The following is an 18,164-nucleotide window of genomic DNA, read 5'->3' on the forward strand; positions in this document are numbered from 1 at the left end:
ATGATATGGGGTTAGTTTCCCACCATGAATACCGCGTTGCCGAACAGCAGTTTGCCGTTGTACCAGAATCCCCGGAACAATGGATCATCGGCCAGATACACGACACTGCCCCGACCGACGTTTTGAACACCCATCAGCAGGGTGTTTTTTAATTTGTTCTTCGCGTTCTTGCCCGAAAAGCCTGCTACGTAATTATCCGCTTTCAGATACCCGACGTTCCAGCCGTCTTTCAGGAAATCGAAGTTATAAGCGTTTTGAACCAGCGCGTAATAACCGCCCGTTAAACCAAAGCCCAGCGGGTGGCCCGTGTCGATGTTGACGCGGTAAATGCTGCCCGGTGTCTCGTCCGAAATAGCCGTCCGCTCGCGGTCGCCGTAGAGTTTGAGCGAGTCGGCCGGATTGCCTTTCTTAACAGCGTCACCTTTGCCCTTGTCGGCTTCTTTCTCTTTCAGGTCAAATCCATCTTTACCCGCCAGAAACGAAGCCGCCCGCTCCATGGCAATGAGTTTCCCCCCCGCCCTGATCCATTCTTTGAGGGCCGTTAGTGTGCGGTCGTTCAGAAACCGGCCGTAGCTGTAGTTCGTCGGCAGCACCAGCACGTCCAACCTATTCCATTCAACGTTGCCCAGCGTATTGCCGTCGATGAGCGAGACGGGGTAGTTCAGTTCCTGATCGAAGTAGTGCCAGACCTCACCCACCGCCGGGGCCGATGCCCCCTCGCCAACGACAACACCCACACGGGGCGCTTTCAAGCCCGTTACGAAATCAGACCCGAAGTCAGATCCCTTAGTCACAAAGCCCGTCTGTACCGCCACAAACTCGGCTCCCGACTGCGTGGCGGCCTGAGTGACCAGCGCGCCGAACTGGTCGCCAACCCGTTCGTTGCCCGCCCGCGTCACAATCAGCGTACCCGATGGATACGTGTTGCCGTTTAGCTCAAACGGTTTCTCGGCCACCCGCACCTTAATTTTTTGTTTCAACAGCGACGCCAGTGTTTGCACGGCTGGCATCGACTGCCACTTCACTAAATACGCATACGCGTTGGAAGCCGCCGTCTGGGTTGTGGAAGCCGGTGGAGCTGGGGCGGGCTGGGTAGCCGCCGGGGTAAGGCGTGTGGTTAGGCCATAGGTTTGCAAGCCGAAAGCGTAGGGCAACGACCAAGCCGTGATGTCGTACGTAGCCGAATCTTCCAGGGCCGACGTTGGCTCGAATAAAATTTTTAACAGCGTCGACTTGGGTTGATACGCGCTAATAATTACGTCTTCAGCGGCCACCGATACTTTTTTCTCCGATTGTTGATTTGTATAGTTGAAGCCGGGCAGCGTTTGCGCCTTACCCGCGTAACCATAGCTGATTTTATTGCGGTCGAGCAACTGTTGCAGCGCCTTCATCCGCCCCACATCGCCGTTGGCTTTGACAACGTAGCTTTTATAGATGCCGATGGGCTTGTTACGGGCGTCGTCAAAAAATCGACCAAACTCTTTTACTACGTCGGGCGCACGGTCGGCAACGGATTCGAGCGTAGCGATACTGGCCGCTACATGGTGGTCGATGCGCTGACGGAGGGTGAGTGTGTCGCCGTCGGCCTTTTCGATGGCTAACCCCGCCCGGCCGCTGCCGCCCTGTTCGTAGGTCATGCCGATGGCTCCGTTGTAAGTCGGGTACGTATCACCATAGCTGGGATAAAACAGGTCGAAGCGCTCGCGGGTGTAGTAGAGCCAGCCGTTTTTGTCGAAATACCGGCTGCAATACTGCCCAATGGTTTGCTGGAAATCGCGCTGAAATTTAGTGATGTCTTCATGGTACGGCTTGGCCGAAGGCGCAAAATAATAGGGGCTTTCGACGCCCATCTCGTGAAAGTCGCCGTGCAGATGGGGCATCCATTGTTGGTAGAGGGCCATGCGCTGCTGCGTAACTTCCTGCGTTTGCCAAGCCCAGTCACGGTTCGGATCGAAGAGGTAGTGCGTGTAGCGACCACCCGGCCAGGGTTCGTTGTGTTCGCGGGCAGCGGGCGTCGGATCGCCCGCACGGCCCATCATCTGGTTGTACCAGTTCACGTAGCGGTCGTGCCCATCGGGGTTAAGACCGGGATCGAGAATGACGACAGAGGTATTCAGGACTTTCTGCGTGACGGCATCGGTTCCGCTTACCAGCCGGTAAAGCACCTCCATGAACGCTTCGGAACTAACGGCTTCGTTACCGTGGACATTGTAGCTAAGCCAGGCGATAGCGGGCTGGGGGGTAGTGGCGGGGTTGCCCTCCAGCATGCCAATACGCCGGAGATTATTGGTGCGAATCTCGTCCAGCCGGTTCATGTTCGCGTCGGACGCAATCGCAACCGCCATCAGTTGACGGCCTTCGTAGGTAGTGCCATAGGGGAGAAGTTTCACCCGATTAGGCATCTGCCGGGCAACTTGTTCGGCGTAGGCCAGCACGCGATGATGGGGTGTGAAGCGGTCGCCGATTTTATAACCCAGGAACTGAGCCGGGGACGATACGGTGGTCGATGAGGGGGCGGTTGTCTGAGCCAGCGCCGACAGCGACGCAAGGGCCAGACCCGCCAGCAACAAAACGTGTTTCATAAATTGGGGTATAAAGTAGCCACCCTGAAGGGGCTTTATCGATACCATAAGGCATCGCCCTATGGAACTCAAAAATAGGAGTAAAACGCACAGGAACCGGTTCTTTGGAAAATTTTAGCGGTACTTATTGCATTATTGAATCATCGCCTTACCTTTGCACCACGATTCGCCAACGGAGTGGCTTAACCGCCAATTTGCTGGGTCTTTTCACAAAGACGGTCGATTCGTCTAGCGGTTAGGACACCGCCCTTTCACGGCGGTAACACGGGTTCGATTCCCGTATCGATCACCTAACAAGAATGCAAAAAGCCCGCCCGGAGAGGTGGGCTTTTTGCGTTAAACCTGTTATAACTGTGGCAAAAAACAAAGAAGTCCTCCCAACGTTGGGAGGACTTCTTTGTATCTATTATCTATACTAAACCCGGCCTTGCGGCTATGCTTACTTAGCGACCGTACCCCGCAAAGCACGCGGAATCTCGATGCTGGCAACTGGATTCGTGGCTTCTTCGAGCATTTCGATACCCGATACCGGAATCTGACCCACCCGAACCGACTTGCCTAAGTCCAGCCCCGATACATCCACATCAATGAAATCAGGGATGTTCTCGATCACACCTTTCACACGCAGTTTGCGCACACGGGTCACTAACGTACCGCCCTTTTGAACGCCCGGAGCCGTACCAACCGTACGAACGGGAACGGCAATTTTGATGGCTTTTCCGTCGGCAACCAACAGAAAGTCGGCGTGCAACAGCACATCGCTCACGGGGTGAAACTGGGCTTCCTGAAGAATCGCCCGGTACAGATCACCCTCAATGTTCAGGGCTACTTCGTAAATGTTGGGCGAGTACAACAAATCACGGAACAAAATCGCCGGTGCGTAAAAATGCACCTGCTCCTGACCGCCATACAATACGCACGGAACATTGCCCTCGGCCCGAATCGCTTGTGATTCCGTGCGGCCGAGATTCGCTCGTTGATACCCTACAATCTCGATTTTTTTCATGACAAAATTTAACTGGTGAATGAGCGAATGAGTGAATTAGTGAATGACAGCCGCGAACTACTATTCGCTAATCCGCTCATTCATCAATTCACTCATTCAGTATTTTATAAACAACGAACTAATAGATTCATGATCCCGAATGCGGCCAATGGCTTTGCCAAACAACTCCGCCACCGACAGTACCTTAATTTTGGCGTTCTTTTGTTGCATTGGCAGTGTATCAGCCACAACTAACTCCTCCAGCACGGAGTTCGCAATGTTGTCGTGCGCCTTGCCCGACATCACCGGGTGCGTACACACCGCCCGCACTGACAGCGCCCCTTTTTCCAGAATAATCTGAGCCGCTTTGGCCATCGTGCCGCCCGTGTCGATCAAATCGTCGACCAGCACCACGTTAGCTCCTTCCACGTCACCAATGACCTGCATCGACGCAATCTCGTTGGCCCGCTTGCGGTGTTTATCGCACAGAACAATGTCGGCGTTGAAGTGCCGGGCAAAGTTGCGGGCGCGGTTAGCACCACCCACGTCGGGCGAGGCCACCACTAAATTTTCTAAATTCAGGTTTTTAATGTACGGCACAAACACCGACGTTCCTTCGAGGTGATCGACCGGAAAATCGAAAAAGCCCTGAATTTGCCCGGCGTGGAGGTCAATCGTCATTAACCGGTCGGCCCCGGACGCGGCCAGCATGTTGGCTACTAACTTGGCGGCAATGGCCACGCGGGGCTTGTCTTTGCGGTCCTGCCGGGCGTAGCCAAAGTAGGGAATAACGACGGTAACGTAGTGAGCCGAAGCCCGGCGGGCCGCGTCCACCATCAGTAACAGTTCCAGCAGGTTGTCGCCGGGCGGGGGCGTCGACTGAATCAAAAACACATCGCAACCCCGAACCGACTCCTCAAAACTGGGCGACATCTCGCCGTCGCTGAACCGGCGGCAGGTGTAGCCGCCAAGTTCTTTGCCGTAATGATGCGCGATTTTTTCGGCTAAGTAGGAGGATTGACTCCCCGAAAAGATCTTAACCGGATTGAACGAAGCCATTGGTACTGGACAAATTTCCCGCAAAGATACGGAAAAAATGGTGTCGTTCCCAGCCCCACTGCTAAAGCGGTGAGCTGATGTGGCTGCGCCTTCGGTTCTGGCAACCGTATCAGCCCACCGCTTTAGCGTTGGGACACCCGTAAACAATATTGCGGTTCAACCGATTTTGTTAGCTATGATATCGACAGCAACGTCGGCTGGTGAAGCCGAAATGAATTCGTCGTGGCTGACGGATTCTGAGAAAATGAACACGCTAATTCGCCGAATAGCCGACGCGGCTCCCAAAACGGACGACGACGGTACGTTTCCCGAACAGGTGTTTGGCTGGTTAGCCGAGGCTGGTTTACTATCGGTGACGCTGCCTGTTGGTGATCTGGACGACCGATTGCCAAATACGGGCGGGTTGTTACAGTTGCTTAAGCGAATTGGTGCCGGAAATCTGGCCGTTGGACGAGTCTACGAAGGCCACATCAACGCGTTGGATCTGATTGGCTTATACGCCACGCCCGACCAGAAACGGGCCTGGTACAACGACGCGGCTCAGCATCACCGGCTGTTCAGCGTCTGGAATACTCAGGCTACTGATGGGGTACGCATCCACGGGGTGGGGAGCGGCCGCTACGTGCTGGAGGGATCAAAAACGTTCTGTTCCGGCTCCGGCTGGATTGGGCGGCCGCTCGTCACCGGCGAACTGATCGGCGGGGAGCAGACCGGCTGGCAGATGTGCATTATTCCAACCGAGCGGGTGAAAGCCATTCCGCAGGATGCCCGGTTCTGGCAACCGTTGGGCATGAGGGCATCGGTTAGCTATAAACTCGATTTTACGGGCGTCGAATTGAGCAACGATGACCTATTGGGACAGCCCGGTGATTACTTTCGGCAACCGTACTTTAGCGGGGGCGCCATCCGGTTTGCGGCCGTTCAGTTGGGCGGGGCCGAAGCCCTGTTCGATGCGACGCGGGCGCTGTTGGTGTCAATGAACCGTACTGATGATGTATTTCAGAAGACTCGTCTGGCCGAAATGGCGTACTTGATTGAGTCGGGAAATCAGTGGATCGACGCGGCTGGACAGAAAGCCGACGAGTGGTGCCAACGCGGTGCCGAAGCCGACCGAATTGTGGCTTATGCTAACATGACCCGGACCGCTATCGAAGAAATATGCCTGCGCGTGATGCAACTCGCCGAACGCTCAGTGGGGGCACGGGGGCTAATGCGACCACTGCCGTTCGAGCGGATTCACCGCGACTTGACCTTTTACCTGCGCCAGCCCGCTCCCGACGCAACCCTGCTGGATATTGGCCAGTACGTGCTCAAAAACGAAACGGATGGCCATGATCTCTGGCGTTGACAAAGCGGTTGTTCTGGACGAACTGGCCCGGACAATTGACCCGGATCAACTCGGCACAATCGGCAACGTGCTGGTCATTGCTCCGCATCCGGACGACGAATCGTTGGGGTGTGGCGGCACCATTGCGCTGTTGCGGGAGCGGGGTTTCGCCGTGCACGTGCTATTCGTGAGCGATGGAACGGTGTCGCATCCAAACTCGCCCACGTATCCCGCAGACCGACTTCGGCAGTTGCGCGAATCGGAAGCATTGGATGCCCTGCGCATTCTGAACGTGCCGCCCGAAGAGGTCACGTTTATGCGGCAGAAAGACACGCAGGTTGTCACGCCGGATAGCCCCGCTTTCGCTGACGCCGTTTCCTTTATCCGAAAATTGCTCTTGTCCGTTAACCCGACGACTGTGCTGGTGCCATGGCGACGCGACCCCCACCGCGATCACCGGGCGTCGTGGCAGCTACTGAACGCAGCGGTCCAGCAATGCCCAATTCGGCCGCGCGTTCTTGAATACCTGATCTGGCTTTGGGAACTGGGCAATGATGCCGATATGCCCGTCCGCGACGAAATGATTGTCTGGCGCGTACCGATTGCGTCGGTGATGGCGCAGCGTGACCGGGCCATTGCAGCTCATCGTTCGCAGGTGACGCGCCTGATCGACGACGACCCAACGGCGTTCTATTTGTCGCCGGAATTGCTGGCCCACTTTAACGTGCCCCGCGAATTATTTTTAGAGGAGCCTGCTGTGCGTTGATAACTTTCAATAGACAATTCCCGTGATTTGGGGTTATACCCACATCATTCACCTTAAATCATGAACTACCGATGCGCTGGTTAGGACAACGGGAAAGTGGCAACGTCGAGGACCGACGGGGTAGCGGAGGGGGCGGACTCCTCGTGGGCGGTGGTATTGGCACCGTCGTCATCGCGGTCATTGTGATGCTGCTCGGCGGAGATCCGTCAGAAATACTCAATCAGGGCGGTACGAGTCAGGTAGCCACCCAGGGACCGGCCGACCCACAGGCCGACGACGAAGCCGCCAAATTTACGCGGGTTATATTAGCCAGTACCGAAGACGTCTGGACGCAATTATTTGCCACCCAAAACGGGCAGTACCGTAAACCGACGCTGGTCCTGTTTCGGGGAGTTACGCAGTCGGGTTGCGGCACGGCGTCGGAAGCGTCGGGACCTTTCTACTGCCCCGGCGATCAGAAACTCTACATCGACCTGTCATTCTACGACGATCTGGCCAAGCGGTTCGGTGCACCCGGCGACGCGGCTATGGCCTACGTAATTGCCCATGAAGTGGCGCACCACGTGCAAAAACAGATTGGCGTCATGGACAAGGTGGATGAGGCTCGTGGCCGGTTAAGCAAAGTTGAAAACAACCGCCTGTCCGTCCGGCTCGAACTACAGGCCGATTTTTTTGCGGGCGTTTGGGCGCACCACGCCAAGAATTTGCAGATGGATCAGTCGGATATCGAAGAAGCGCTCACGGCCGCCAACGCCATTGGCGACGACCGGATTCAGGAAGCAACGCAGGGCCGTGTGGTGCCCGATGCTTTCACGCATGGTACATCAGCCCAGCGCGTGTACTGGTTTAAAAAAGGATTCCAGACCGGTGACATCAACCAGGGCGACACGTTCAACACCCGCGAGGACGCAAATTTACAGTAGCGCTGATTTGACAAATTTAAGAAGCCTGATGACGGATGTTGTCAGGCTTTTTTACGCTAATTTTTGTTGGGTAAGAACCGAATCACTCATATGATAACGCGGATTTACTCGTCAATCCAAGTAAATTCAGCGCTCATTTTCCTTAAATTAGAAATCTGATTAGCCCGCCTACAACCGCCCCTGATGAAGACCCAACGCCGAACGTTTCTGCAATACGTTGCCGCCCTGCTGGCTCTTGGTCCCCTAAGCCGGGCCGAAGCGCTGACACGTAATCTGATCCCCGGAAAAGCGGATAAACCGTACGTGGTGTTCGTCACCGGTGACCACGAGTATAGTGGTGAACTGACGCTGCCGCTGATTGCCGCTGAACTGGAAAAGAACTACGGAATGCGGACGAAGGTCCTGAAATCTGCGCCGGACCAAAACGGGGAGAAAGACATTCCCGGGCTGGAGGCACTACGCGAGGCTGACTTAGCGGTCTTCTTCCTGCGCTGGCGGCTACTTCCTCAGAATCAGCTTGACTACTTTGATGCGTATCTGAAATCGGGGAAGCCGGTTATGGGTTTCCGAACAACGACCCACGCCTTCAACTACCCCGAAGGCGACGAGCGGAAGCGCTGGAATGCCTTCGGTGAGTTTGCGTTCGGTAGTCCACCGGGCTGGGGTGGAGTGGCTAAACATACCCACTACGGCCACAAGAGCACCACCGACGTAACGGTTATTCCCGAAGCAGCCAAACATCCGATTTTGACGGGCGTTGATCCGGCGTTTCATGCGTCGTCGTGGCTATACCGGGTGTTACCTGACTATCCGGTTAAAGGGGCAGTCCCGCTGCTGATGGGTAAATCCGTTAATCCTGACAAAGAAGCCGTTGACAACCCGGTTGCCTGGACGGGGAAAAATCAGTGGGGCGGCCGAACGTTTTTTACGACGCTGGGCCATCCTGAAGATTTTCAGGTAGAGTCGTTTCAGCGGTTGGTTATCAACGCCATTCACTGGGAACTTGGCAAACCAGTCCCCAAAAACCGCAGCACTAAACTGAACATCAACGTAGCGTACCGGGGCATCGTAAAGTAAGTATAATCGTATGAAATCGCTCACAGCCAAGAACAAAAGCGTCGTCGGATTTCTCACTGTAGTGGGGCTGGTCGCTATCACATTCAGCGGATTTCGGGTTAATAAATCCGAAGCCTTAAAAATTGGTAAGGGATCGCACATCGTCCTGGTCGGTAATAACCTGGGGTCGAGGATGTTGAATTATGACCACTTCGAGACTGAAATGCAGGTTCGGTATCCGGGTGACTCGCTATTTATCCGCAATATGTGCGATGGGGGCGATACGCCCGGATTCCGGCCCCACGCCAGCCGGAACTCACCCTGGGCGTTTCCCGGTGCGGAAAAATTTCAGACCGAATTAGCCACAAATTCCGGCAGTGAAGGTCATTTCGATACGCCCGATCAGTGGTTGACCCGGCTCAGGACCGATGTGATTGTGGCGTTCTTCGGCTATAATGAATCGTTCCAGGGCCCAGCCGGATTAGCGAATTACAAGGCCGAATTAGACGCGTTTATTAAACACACGCTGAATCAGAAATACAACGGAACTACCGCCCCGCAATTAGCCATCGTGTCGCCCATTGCGTTCGAGGATTTGTCGGCTACGTACGACCTTCCTAATGGCAAAACCGAAAACGCGAACCTTGCCCTGTACACCAATGCTATGCGTGAGGTGGTTGAGCAAAACAACGCAGCCGCCGACCGCCGGAGTGCCGTACCTCGGAGCGCCGAACCGGTACTCTTTGTTGACGCGTACGCACCTTCGCAACAATGGTACGCTGACAGTAACGAACCACTGACCATCGACGGCTCCCAACTCAACGACGCCGGCTACCGGAAATTAGGCGTTCTACTGGCCGACCAGGTTTTCGGCAAAACGGCACCCAAAGCGGAGGCCAACCGGCAGTTGGTGTATGAGGCCGTATCGGAGAAAAACTGGCTGTGGCACAGCGACTACAAGATTCCTAATGGGGTTCACGCCTACGGTCGTCGGTACAATCCGTTCGGACCGGACAACTACCCGGCTGAGATTGAGAAGATCCGGCAGATGACCGCCATCAGGGATCAGGCCGTTTGGTTAGCCGCTACCAGCGGTCAGAAAATGGACCTTGCCGCTGCAGATAAGAATACCCGGCAACTGCCCCCGGTGAAAACCAACTTTAACCCGAAGGAAAACGGTAGCCTGAAATACCTCTTCGGTCAGGAAGCACTAAGCAAGTTAAAAGTGCCTGAGGGCTACAAAATCGAGCTTTTTGCGTCGGAAGAAGAGTTTCCGGACCTGGCTAAACCGATGCAGATGTCCTTCGATGGCAAAGGGCGGCTGTGGGTGGCGGTGATGCCCAGCTACCCGCACTATAAACCGGGCGATGCCAAACCCAACGATAAACTCCTGATTCTGGAAGACACCAACGGGGACGGCAAGGCGGACAAGCAAACGGTTTTTGCTGATGGGCTGCACCTGCCGCTTGGTTTTGAAATTACGCACGAGGGTGTTTTTATCTCGCAGGGCACTAACTTGAAGCTATACACCGATATGAATGGGGATGACAAAGCCGACAAAAGCGAAATTATCCTGAGCGGATACGACGACCACGATACGCACCACAACAGCCACGCGTTCTGCGTCGATCCGTCGGGGGCTATTTATTCGGGCGAGGGCGTTTTTCTGCACACCAACGTCGAAACCTCCTACGGGCCGGTCCGGGCCACCAACGGCGGATTCTACCGGTACACTCCGCAGCGTAAAAAGCTGGAGCGCACCGCGCAACTGTCCATTCCGAACCCCTGGGGCATTGCTTTTGATGATTGGGGACAGCCGTTTTTTGCCGAGACATCCAGCCCCGACGTTCGCTGGATGATGCCGGGTTCGGTACTGCCGAGGTACGGAGAGGCTACTCACAAGTCGGTTCAGTTAGTGGAAGAGGCTCACCGGGTACGGCCTACCTCCGGGCTGGAGTTTGTGTCGAGCCGCCACTTCCCCGACGAGATTCAGGGTGATTTCCTGATCAACAACACCATCGGTTTTTTGGGTATGAAACAGCACACGCTCGTTGACGACGGCACCGGCTACAAAAGCAAGCACCGGGCGGACCTCGTCGTGAGTGAGGACCGGAACTTCAGGCCGGTCGATATGGAGTTTGCGCCCGATGGGTCGCTCTACCTGATCGACTGGCACAACATCCTGATCGGCCACATGCAGCACAACGCCCGCGACCCGCTGCGTGACCATTCGCACGGCCGGGTGTACCGAATTACGTACCCGTCGCGACCGTTGGTGACACCGGCCAAAATAGACGGTGCCAGTATCGACCAACTGCTGGATAACCTCAAACTGCCCGAATACCGCACTCGATACCGCACCCGGCGCGAACTCCGGGGACGGGACGCTAATCAGGTGCTGGCCGGGTTAAACGCGTGGGTAGCCAAACTGGATAAGAACGATCCCCGTTACGAACACCATCTGCTCGAAGGGTTGTGGGTGAGTTGGGGGATGAACAAAGTCGACCAGAAGTTGCTCCGGCAGGTATTGAACGCCAAAGACTTTCACGCCCGAGCCGCGGCCATTGACGTTGTTCGCCACACGGGCCATCAAGTGCCTGACCAGTCTGCCCTACTAATGCAGGCGGTGCGGGACGATAACAGCCGGGTTCGGTTAGCCGCCATTGTAGCCGCATCCTGGACCGGAAAAGAAAAAGGACTGCCCATTCTGGCCGAAGCCCAGAAGATCGGACCGCCGAACCGACCCCTGGACGACTGGATGATTCACGCACACGAAACGGCCGTTGCCCATTTGAACGGCGTACCGGTGCAGAAGGTAAAAGACGAGCTGGTTAAATCGACGTTGAAAGGCGAAGAACTGGCGCTGTTTACGATGGGTAAGGAAATCTACGCCCGTGAAGGGTATTGCTCCACCTGCCATCAATCGGATGGGAAAGGGCTATCTGCTTCGCTGTTTCCGCCACTTACCGGCACGAAATGGGTGTTGGGCAATGAAGATCGGCTGATAAAATTAGCGTTAAAAGGACTCATGGGACCCATTGAGGTGGCAGGCAGGACCTACCCCGGCCAAGTGCCTATGACGCCATTCGGCGGTTTGTTGAAAGACAACGAGATAGCCGCCGTGTTAACGTACGTCAGGAATTCGTTTGGCAACAAGGCCCCGGCGATTCGTCCCGACAAAGTTAAGCAAGTGAGAGCCGCTACCGACAGCAAAAAAGACCTCTATTCGTCCGAACAGTTGTTGAAGGAACATCCAATGGAGAAGTGATAATCAGTCGGTGAGTTGGCCAGGCAGTGAGTTGGTCAGTAGCTGGCCGACTCATCGACTTACCGACTAAAAAACTTGTTTTTATGCCTATTGGATTTAACCTGTTAGTCTGGACGGCCGCCATCTCCGAAAAAATGAATCCGATTGCGGACCGTCTTAAAGAAATTGGCTACGACGGCGTCGAATGTTTTATCGACACGCAGGATGTTGCTGTTTATCAGAAGTTTGGTGCTCATCTTAACCAGTTGGGTTTGCAAAGCACCTGCGTTACGGTAGTAGGACCGGACGAAAACCCGGCCAGCGATTCGGTCAGCGTACGTGAACGGGCGGTAACGCATCTGAAGGGAGTCGTCGACCGCGCGCACGCGATGGGCGCAACGGTAATTTGCGGTCCGTTTCACTCCACCTTTGCTCAGTTCAGCCGCCGGGAGCCGCAACCCGATGAATACGCCCACAGCGCCGAAGTACTCCACGCCGTCGGCGACTACGCGAAACAGGCTGGCATTGTGGTGACGCTGGAAGCCCTGAACCGTTTTGAGTGTTACCTGTGCAACACGATGGTGCAGTTGTCGGACTTAGTACGCCGGGCCGATCACCCAAACGTGCGGGCCATGTTCGATACGCACCACGCCAACATGGAAGAAAAACGCTTTCCCGATGCGATCAGGACGATTGCACCGTATCTGGCGCACGTTCACATTAGTGAAAACGACCGGGGAACGCCCGGCGATGGACACATTCCCTGGGACGACACCTTCCGAACGCTGGCCGAGGTGAAGTACAACGGCTGGATGACGATTGAAGCGTTCACGCGCAACGACATTGACTTCGCCAACTCCATCAACGTCTGGCGTGAGTTCAGCAAGCCCTGGGACATCGCCGAAAACGGCCTCAAATTCATCAAAGCCATGCAGGCTAAATATACATAGTTTGTAGTTTAACTAAGTTTCCCATGCCCTTCCCTTTCCGCTTCGGCGCCGAAGCCTACACCTGGTTCATGAACAACAACGGTCAAACCCACGCCAATCGGCTGGGGCATATGATCGACATTACGGCGCAGGCGGGTTTTGCGGGTATCGAACCCATTCACAACTGGATGGGCGACCTGCCCGATGCTGAATCGCTGGCCCAGAAATTGGCCGAACAGCGCGTTGAATTAGCCGCCATTGCGCTCGCTTTAGACTGGAACGGCACCGATGAAACCGAGCAGGAGCGCTACGAAGCCGACCGGTGCATTGCGCTGCTCAAACACTTTCCGGGTGCCCTGCTTTGCACCGTTCAGAAACCAACGGGGCGGCACGATCTCGAAACGCGCCGACAAAATCTGGTGAACATCGTCAACCGGGTGTCGCGCCGGGCGGTCGATCAGGGCGTGCCGTGTACATTTCACCCGAATTCGCCCCATTCGTCCATTACCCGCACGGAAGAAGATTACCGCGTGATTATCGAGTCGCTCGACGAGTCGGTGACGGGCTGGACCCCCGACGTGGGCCACCTCATCAACGGCGGCATGGACCCGCTGACGAAAATGAAAGAGTACGCGTCGCTCATTAATCTGGTTCATTTTAAAGACTGGAACGGGGAGCCTGAATTTGCCCTGCTGGGCAAGGGAAAGGTCGATTTTGTGAACATCACCCAATGGCTGATTGAGCAGCAGTACGGCGGCTGGATCATCTGCGAAGACGAAGGCCCCGAAGCGATGGACGACCCCGACGGTGTGACGCTGCACGACGGACGCTGGGTGTACGAAACACTATTACCTTCATTTAAAGGGTGAAAGAGTGAATGAGCGAAAATCCGCCGGATGACTTCGCTCATTCACTCTTTCGCTCATTCACTCTTTTAAATATGCCATTCGTCCAAACCAACGGCATCAACCTGTATTACGATGAGTGTGGGTCGGGAGAACCCTTGCTGTTGATTATGGGCATCACGGCCCCCGGCTCCGTCTGGGAAAAACACGCCGACGACTGGCAGCATCATTTCCGCTGCATCATGGGCGATAACCGGGGCGTGGGGCAGTCCGATAAGCCAGCGGGACCGTACACCACTGCGCAAATGGCCGACGATTATGCCGGACTGATCGACAAACTTGGGTTGAGAACCGTGCGGGTGGTGGGCGTGTCGATGGGTAGTACCATTGCTCAGCAGTTAGCGCTGCGGCATCCTGACAAAGTGCGCTCGATGGTGCTGATGTGTCCGTGGGCACGCTGCGACCGCACCGCCGAAGCCATTTTCCGGCACATGGCCACCATTAAAGCCCGGCTTCGCCCCGAAGAATTTGCAAACTATATTCAACTGTTGATTTATGCCAAGCGAAGCTGGGACGACGACGCCATTTTCGCCGGGCTACTGGCGGGTCGGCAGCAGGCGGCCGTTGATGCCCACCCCCAGCCTCTGCACGGCCTTGAAGGACAGGCCGAAGCCTGCATTACGCACAATACCCTGACCGATCTGGCCCAGATTGAGCAGCCTTGCTTCGTTGTCGGCGGGCGGCAGGATGTTTTCACCCCCGTCTGGATGAGTGAAGAAGTGGCCGGAGCCATTCCGAACAGTGAACTCCACTTGTATGAGAACGCCGGACACGCCTTTCACTGGGAGTGCATTGGAGACTTCAATCTCCGGGTGCGTAAATGGTTATTGTCGCATTAAATCAGCACGTTACCGGCCTGACAGGTAGCAATTAGGTGCGTTGTGAAGCACGGAGAAACAAACGCGTTACCATGACTTATCAGGAACCAGACAACTTAAACAGGAAGCGCTGGCACTGCCTTGTTGCGCTCAGCCATTAATCCATTGGGGCCACTCAATCAGTTGTCGGTTACTGGTCTTAACATTTTAGTAAAAAGAGGGTTTTACTGTATAGCTGATTCAGTCTGGTTAAGTTAAAACCGGGCTGTTTTTATGTACCCTCTCTTAATACTATTTATGAAAGTGCCCGATTCAACGCCCAACTCAACAGTTACTACCCGCTCCATTAGCCAACCGATTAGTACGGTGAACGGAGCCGGGTCCTTTTCAACCGGCGACGTTCATGACCTGGTGTGTTTTTCGCACCTGCGCTGGAACTTCGTCTACCAGCGTCCTCAACATCTGCTCGGCCGGGCTTCCAGGCAGTACCGGGTGTGGTTCATTGAGGAGCCAATTTGGGACAATGAATTACGAATGACTACTTGCCAGCAAACGGATGGATTAACCGTGCTGGTGCCTCACCTGCCCCACGGTACCAGCCCGGAGGATGTCCTGCGCTTACAACGTCAGCTAATTGATGAATTTTTGCAGCGTGAGCGCATCACCGACTTCATTGCCTGGTATTACACGCCGATGGCGCTGCAATTTACCGATCACCTGAAACCCCGGCTGACCGTCTACGATTGTATGGATGAGTTGTCCGCTTTCTGGGGAGCGCCCCGGCAACTATTAGAGCAGGAAAAGCAGTTGATGCATCGGGCCGGGATCGTATTCACGGGTGGCTATAGCCTGTATGAAGCAAAGCAAAACCGCCATCCCCACGTGTTTGCCTTTCCGAGCAGCATTGATTTCACCCATTTCTCGGCTGCCCGCAACCCGCAGCCTGACCCCGCCGACCAGCGTAGTCTTGCTAACCCGCGCATTGGATTCAGTGGCGTTATCGACGAGCGGTTCGATTATGAACTGCTGGGCGAAGTAGCCCGGCGTCGGCCCGAGTGGCAGTTTGTTATGATTGGCCCGGTGGTTAAGATAGACCGCGCTTTGCTGCCAAACAGTCCAAACGTGCATTACTTAGGCATGAAGGCTTACAAGGAGTTGCCCGCTTATTTCAGCAATTGGGATGCGGCCATTCTTCCCTTCGCGCTGAACGACTCAACGAAATACATCAGCCCAACCAAAACACCGGAATACTTAGCGGCTGGTTTACCCGTCGTATCGACGCCCATCCGCGATGTGGTACGTACGTACGGCAGTGAGGATTTTGTGCAGATTGCTGCAACGGCCGACGAGTTTGAAGCAGCCCTTGAGACGGCGCTGAACGGCAACCATCCCAGTAACTGGCCAGCCATCAATGCGTTCCTGGCCGAAAACTCCTGGAATCATACCTGGAGCGAAATGAACCGGCTCATGGTGGCTCAAATGCGGCTTGCTATTGAACAGTAGTTCATAGTAGTCGTAAGTCGTAGAGTCATAAAAGTCGTAAGTAGCTGACGCGAATGATGTTTCCGCGTCAGCCGCCTACGACTTTTATGACTCTACGACTTACGACTACTATCGATTTATTCTCCTCTCGGCACCACCATCACGACATCTTCTTTTTCGACAATAACCTGCCCTTCGGCTAATCCTTTTGGCTTGCGAACGAATTTTTTAGGCGTCACCGTCACCGGGCACAGGCTGTCGGTCCGGCGCTTGGAATACCAGGCTGCCAGTTCAGCCGCCCGTTCAATCACATTTTTCGGAAATGTTTTACCCGCTTTGTACTTCACAACCACGTGCGAACCGGCTACGTCGCGGGCGTGCAGCCACAAATCTTCTTTGTGGGTGTATTTCTTGGTCAGTAGATCGTTATTTTTTGCATTCCGACCAATCAGAATCCGGAAGTTATCAATCAACACTTCCTTAAATAGCTGAGCCTGCGTACCATCTGACGACGCCATCGACGGTGCATCCAGAAGCAGATTGGCCTGTTTCACGTACCGACGAAGTTCCTTGAGCGTGGTAATCGGTTCGAGTTCCATTCGTTGACGCTTCATCCGCTCAATTTCGGCTTCCCGCGCGGCTACCTGATTCGTCAGGTGTTCTTCTTCAATCTTCTCGTTTTTTGATTTGCGGTAATAGTTCTCCGCGTTTTTCTGAGGACTCAGATCCGGTTTGAGCTTAATCGTAATCGGCTGGTCCCGGTAGAAGTCGTATAGGGATACCCGTTCGGGCGACTTAGCACCCGGCGCTTCGGGAATGTTGTGCAGATTGGCCATCAGAATATGCCCCATCTCTTCGTGGCTGGCTCCTTCATCGCGGGCCACCAGCCGTTGCATGTTGCCTTCGATCTGGGCTTGTGCCCGCTTTCGGCGTTTGTCGAGGAGCCGCAGCCATTCAGCTTTTTCGTGTTCAAATGTGCTCAGGCCGTTATAGGCGATAAAGAAGCGGTTGGCAGCCTCGATTGGCTCGTCAAACTCCCGAATCGGCACTGGTTGGTCCGGGCCTTCCGGCTGCTCAACTGGTAACAGGCTAAGCGTAGGTTTGTGGTCGATACGAGTCAGGTAATAACGCGGCTGTTCGAGTTGGCGCAGCACATCCTGGATTAGCGCCCAGGTTACCGCCCCGTCCGGTTCCTTTTGCTCCTCCAGATACCGGTTCACCACTTTGCCAAACGTAGGAAACAGCTTCCGGTAGTCGGCCCCCGCCTGCTCGAAGGCTTCGTAGGACTGGTCGATGGGACGGTCGAGCGCACTGAGCGCGAGTTGCCAGTCGGACGTCAGATTATGGTTAAACAGATCAATAACGGTGTTGCCCCGGAACGCCAGCAGGTTGGGCCGGTTACCAAAAAACTTGAATAGCAGGGTGCACTCATCGTCCAGTAAAATAGCCAGACAGCGTTCATTCAGGAACGAGCGTACACCCACAACAGCGCGGCCCGGCCGGTCCCGCTCCGGCGTACCGGCCGGTACGGTGGATTCGCCCAGCGTGGATTCGCCCAGCGTGGATTCGCCCAGCGTGGATTCGCCCAGCGTGGATTCGCCCGGCCGGTCCTGAACCGGATCAGTTTGACCTGACTGATGTTCCTCCTGAGCAACCGGATTCGTGAGGTCATCGAACAGGTCGACGCTGTTGGCGCGGGCACGCTGCACCGTTTCGGGAAACGCCAGGCCCGAAAAGTCCGGTCGGAGCTGGGCCTTTATGTAGAACGGTTTGTAGTAGTTTAGTTTACCTTTTGCCTGAGCAAACACCAGCACGACTTCGTCACGATCCTGACTAAAGCAAGCCATGAACCGGAGGCCCGTCAGGCGGTTCGCAAGAGCGGGCGCAAGCTGACGCAGAAAGTAAAAATTAGTGTGCATACGTGGGTAAATATACCCGCTGATTCATAGTCACTGTTGATGCATCGTAATTTTAACGTATGGTATGAGCTAACTATCGGAGAATGAGTTGACTACGAAATAATTAAACAGTGCCAGTCAATTCATTAATTATCAATGTGTTAACAATCGTTAAAACAGTATTATT

General features: G+C 54.9%; 13 protein-coding genes and 1 tRNA gene. 10 read left to right on the plus strand and 4 right to left on the minus strand.

What is annotated here, in order from left to right:
• Positions 1 to 11: 11 nt before the first annotated feature.
• Positions 12 to 2,582: a M14 family metallopeptidase gene (locus ACYVHB_RS02625; protein ID WP_461049347.1), complete on the minus strand. Its 2,571-nt coding sequence runs from the start codon at positions 2,580 to 2,582 to the stop codon at positions 12 to 14.
• Positions 2,583 to 2,799: 217 nt separating this feature from the next.
• On the opposite strand from ACYVHB_RS02625, the gene ACYVHB_RS02630 reads away from it, so the two are divergent.
• Positions 2,800 to 2,871 (plus strand) — tRNA-Glu (locus tag ACYVHB_RS02630).
• A 150-nt stretch (positions 2,872 to 3,021) separates the two neighbouring features.
• On the opposite strand, the gene ACYVHB_RS02635 is transcribed toward ACYVHB_RS02630, so the two are convergent.
• Positions 3,022 to 3,588 (minus strand): 50S ribosomal protein L25/general stress protein Ctc, encoded by a 567-nt coding sequence (locus tag ACYVHB_RS02635; RefSeq protein ID WP_461049349.1) that lies wholly within the window; start codon positions 3,586 to 3,588, stop codon positions 3,022 to 3,024.
• Positions 3,589 to 3,684: 96 nt separating this feature from the next.
• Complete coding sequence (locus ACYVHB_RS02640; protein WP_461049351.1) at positions 3,685 to 4,626, minus strand: ribose-phosphate pyrophosphokinase; 942 nt, start codon at positions 4,624 to 4,626, stop codon at positions 3,685 to 3,687.
• A 175-nt stretch (positions 4,627 to 4,801) separates the two neighbouring features.
• On the opposite strand from ACYVHB_RS02640, the gene ACYVHB_RS02645 reads away from it, so the two are divergent.
• The 9 genes from ACYVHB_RS02645 (at position 4,802) to ACYVHB_RS02685 (ending at position 16,100) form a co-directional block, all read left to right on the plus strand.
• Positions 4,802 to 5,974 carry an acyl-CoA dehydrogenase family protein gene (locus ACYVHB_RS02645; protein ID WP_461049353.1) on the plus strand — a complete coding sequence of 391 codons (1,173 nt, stop codon included), beginning with the start codon at positions 4,802 to 4,804 and terminating at the stop codon, positions 5,972 to 5,974.
• Positions 5,958 to 6,719, plus strand: a complete 762-nt coding sequence (locus ACYVHB_RS02650) for a PIG-L deacetylase family protein (protein ID WP_461049354.1) — start codon at positions 5,958 to 5,960, stop codon at positions 6,717 to 6,719. Before ACYVHB_RS02645 ends, ACYVHB_RS02650 begins: the two co-directional genes overlap by 17 nt.
• A 71-nt stretch (positions 6,720 to 6,790) precedes the next feature.
• Positions 6,791 to 7,642 carry a KPN_02809 family neutral zinc metallopeptidase gene (gene ypfJ / locus ACYVHB_RS02655; protein WP_461049356.1) on the plus strand — a complete coding sequence of 284 codons (852 nt, stop codon included), beginning with the start codon at positions 6,791 to 6,793 and terminating at the stop codon, positions 7,640 to 7,642.
• 183 nt (positions 7,643 to 7,825) lie between these two features.
• Positions 7,826 to 8,719 (plus strand): ThuA domain-containing protein, encoded by an 894-nt coding sequence (locus ACYVHB_RS02660; RefSeq protein ID WP_461049358.1) that lies wholly within the window; start codon positions 7,826 to 7,828, stop codon positions 8,717 to 8,719.
• Positions 8,720 to 8,729: 10 nt separating this feature from the next.
• Positions 8,730 to 11,966: a PVC-type heme-binding CxxCH protein gene (locus ACYVHB_RS02665; protein ID WP_461049360.1), complete on the plus strand. Its 3,237-nt coding sequence runs from the start codon at positions 8,730 to 8,732 to the stop codon at positions 11,964 to 11,966.
• A gap of 83 nt (positions 11,967 to 12,049) precedes the next feature.
• Positions 12,050 to 12,895, plus strand: a complete 846-nt coding sequence (locus ACYVHB_RS02670) for a sugar phosphate isomerase/epimerase family protein (RefSeq protein WP_461049361.1) — start codon at positions 12,050 to 12,052, stop codon at positions 12,893 to 12,895.
• Positions 12,896 to 12,918: 23 nt separating this feature from the next.
• Positions 12,919 to 13,743 (plus strand): sugar phosphate isomerase/epimerase family protein, encoded by an 825-nt coding sequence (locus ACYVHB_RS02675; RefSeq protein ID WP_461049363.1) that lies wholly within the window; start codon positions 12,919 to 12,921, stop codon positions 13,741 to 13,743.
• A 71-nt stretch (positions 13,744 to 13,814) separates the two neighbouring features.
• Entirely contained in the window at positions 13,815 to 14,618 is an 804-nt protein-coding gene (locus tag ACYVHB_RS02680; protein ID WP_461049365.1) for an alpha/beta fold hydrolase, read from the plus strand.
• 276 nt (positions 14,619 to 14,894) lie between these two features.
• The gene (locus ACYVHB_RS02685; protein WP_461050014.1) at positions 14,895 to 16,100 is read left to right on the plus strand and encodes a glycosyltransferase family 1 protein; all 1,206 of its coding nucleotides are present in this window, start codon (positions 14,895 to 14,897) and stop codon (positions 16,098 to 16,100) included.
• A gap of 116 nt (positions 16,101 to 16,216) precedes the next feature.
• On the opposite strand, the gene ACYVHB_RS02690 is transcribed toward ACYVHB_RS02685, so the two are convergent.
• The gene (locus ACYVHB_RS02690; RefSeq protein WP_461049367.1) at positions 16,217 to 17,998 is read right to left on the minus strand and encodes an NFACT RNA binding domain-containing protein; all 1,782 of its coding nucleotides are present in this window, start codon (positions 17,996 to 17,998) and stop codon (positions 16,217 to 16,219) included.
• Positions 17,999 to 18,164: the final 166 nt, after the last annotated feature.

It is taken from the genome of Spirosoma arcticum (assembly GCF_054779955.1).

Excerpts from the sequence above, each read along its gene's own strand:
- ACYVHB_RS02665 (WP_461049360.1), top strand. The coding sequence starts at position 8,730 with ATGAAATCGCTCACAGCCAAGAACAAAAGCGTCGTCGGATTTCTCACT.
- ACYVHB_RS02660 (WP_461049358.1), top strand. The coding sequence starts at position 7,826 with ATGAAGACCCAACGCCGAACGTTTCTGCAATACGTTGCCGCCCTGCTG.
- ACYVHB_RS02645 (WP_461049353.1), top strand. The coding sequence starts at position 4,802 with ATGATATCGACAGCAACGTCGGCTGGTGAAGCCGAAATGAATTCGTCG.
- ACYVHB_RS02635 (WP_461049349.1), bottom strand. The coding sequence starts at position 3,588 with ATGAAAAAAATCGAGATTGTAGGGTATCAACGAGCGAATCTCGGCCGC.
- ypfJ (WP_461049356.1), top strand. The coding sequence starts at position 6,791 with ATGCGCTGGTTAGGACAACGGGAAAGTGGCAACGTCGAGGACCGACGG.
- ACYVHB_RS02625 (WP_461049347.1), bottom strand. The coding sequence starts at position 2,582 with ATGAAACACGTTTTGTTGCTGGCGGGTCTGGCCCTTGCGTCGCTGTCG.
- ACYVHB_RS02690 (WP_461049367.1), bottom strand. The coding sequence starts at position 17,998 with ATGCACACTAATTTTTACTTTCTGCGTCAGCTTGCGCCCGCTCTTGCG.
- ACYVHB_RS02685 (WP_461050014.1), top strand. The coding sequence starts at position 14,895 with ATGAAAGTGCCCGATTCAACGCCCAACTCAACAGTTACTACCCGCTCC.
- ACYVHB_RS02675 (WP_461049363.1), top strand. The coding sequence starts at position 12,919 with ATGCCCTTCCCTTTCCGCTTCGGCGCCGAAGCCTACACCTGGTTCATG.
- ACYVHB_RS02670 (WP_461049361.1), top strand. The coding sequence starts at position 12,050 with ATGCCTATTGGATTTAACCTGTTAGTCTGGACGGCCGCCATCTCCGAA.
- ACYVHB_RS02650 (WP_461049354.1), top strand. The coding sequence starts at position 5,958 with ATGATCTCTGGCGTTGACAAAGCGGTTGTTCTGGACGAACTGGCCCGG.
- ACYVHB_RS02680 (WP_461049365.1), top strand. The coding sequence starts at position 13,815 with ATGCCATTCGTCCAAACCAACGGCATCAACCTGTATTACGATGAGTGT.
- ACYVHB_RS02640 (WP_461049351.1), bottom strand. The coding sequence starts at position 4,626 with ATGGCTTCGTTCAATCCGGTTAAGATCTTTTCGGGGAGTCAATCCTCC.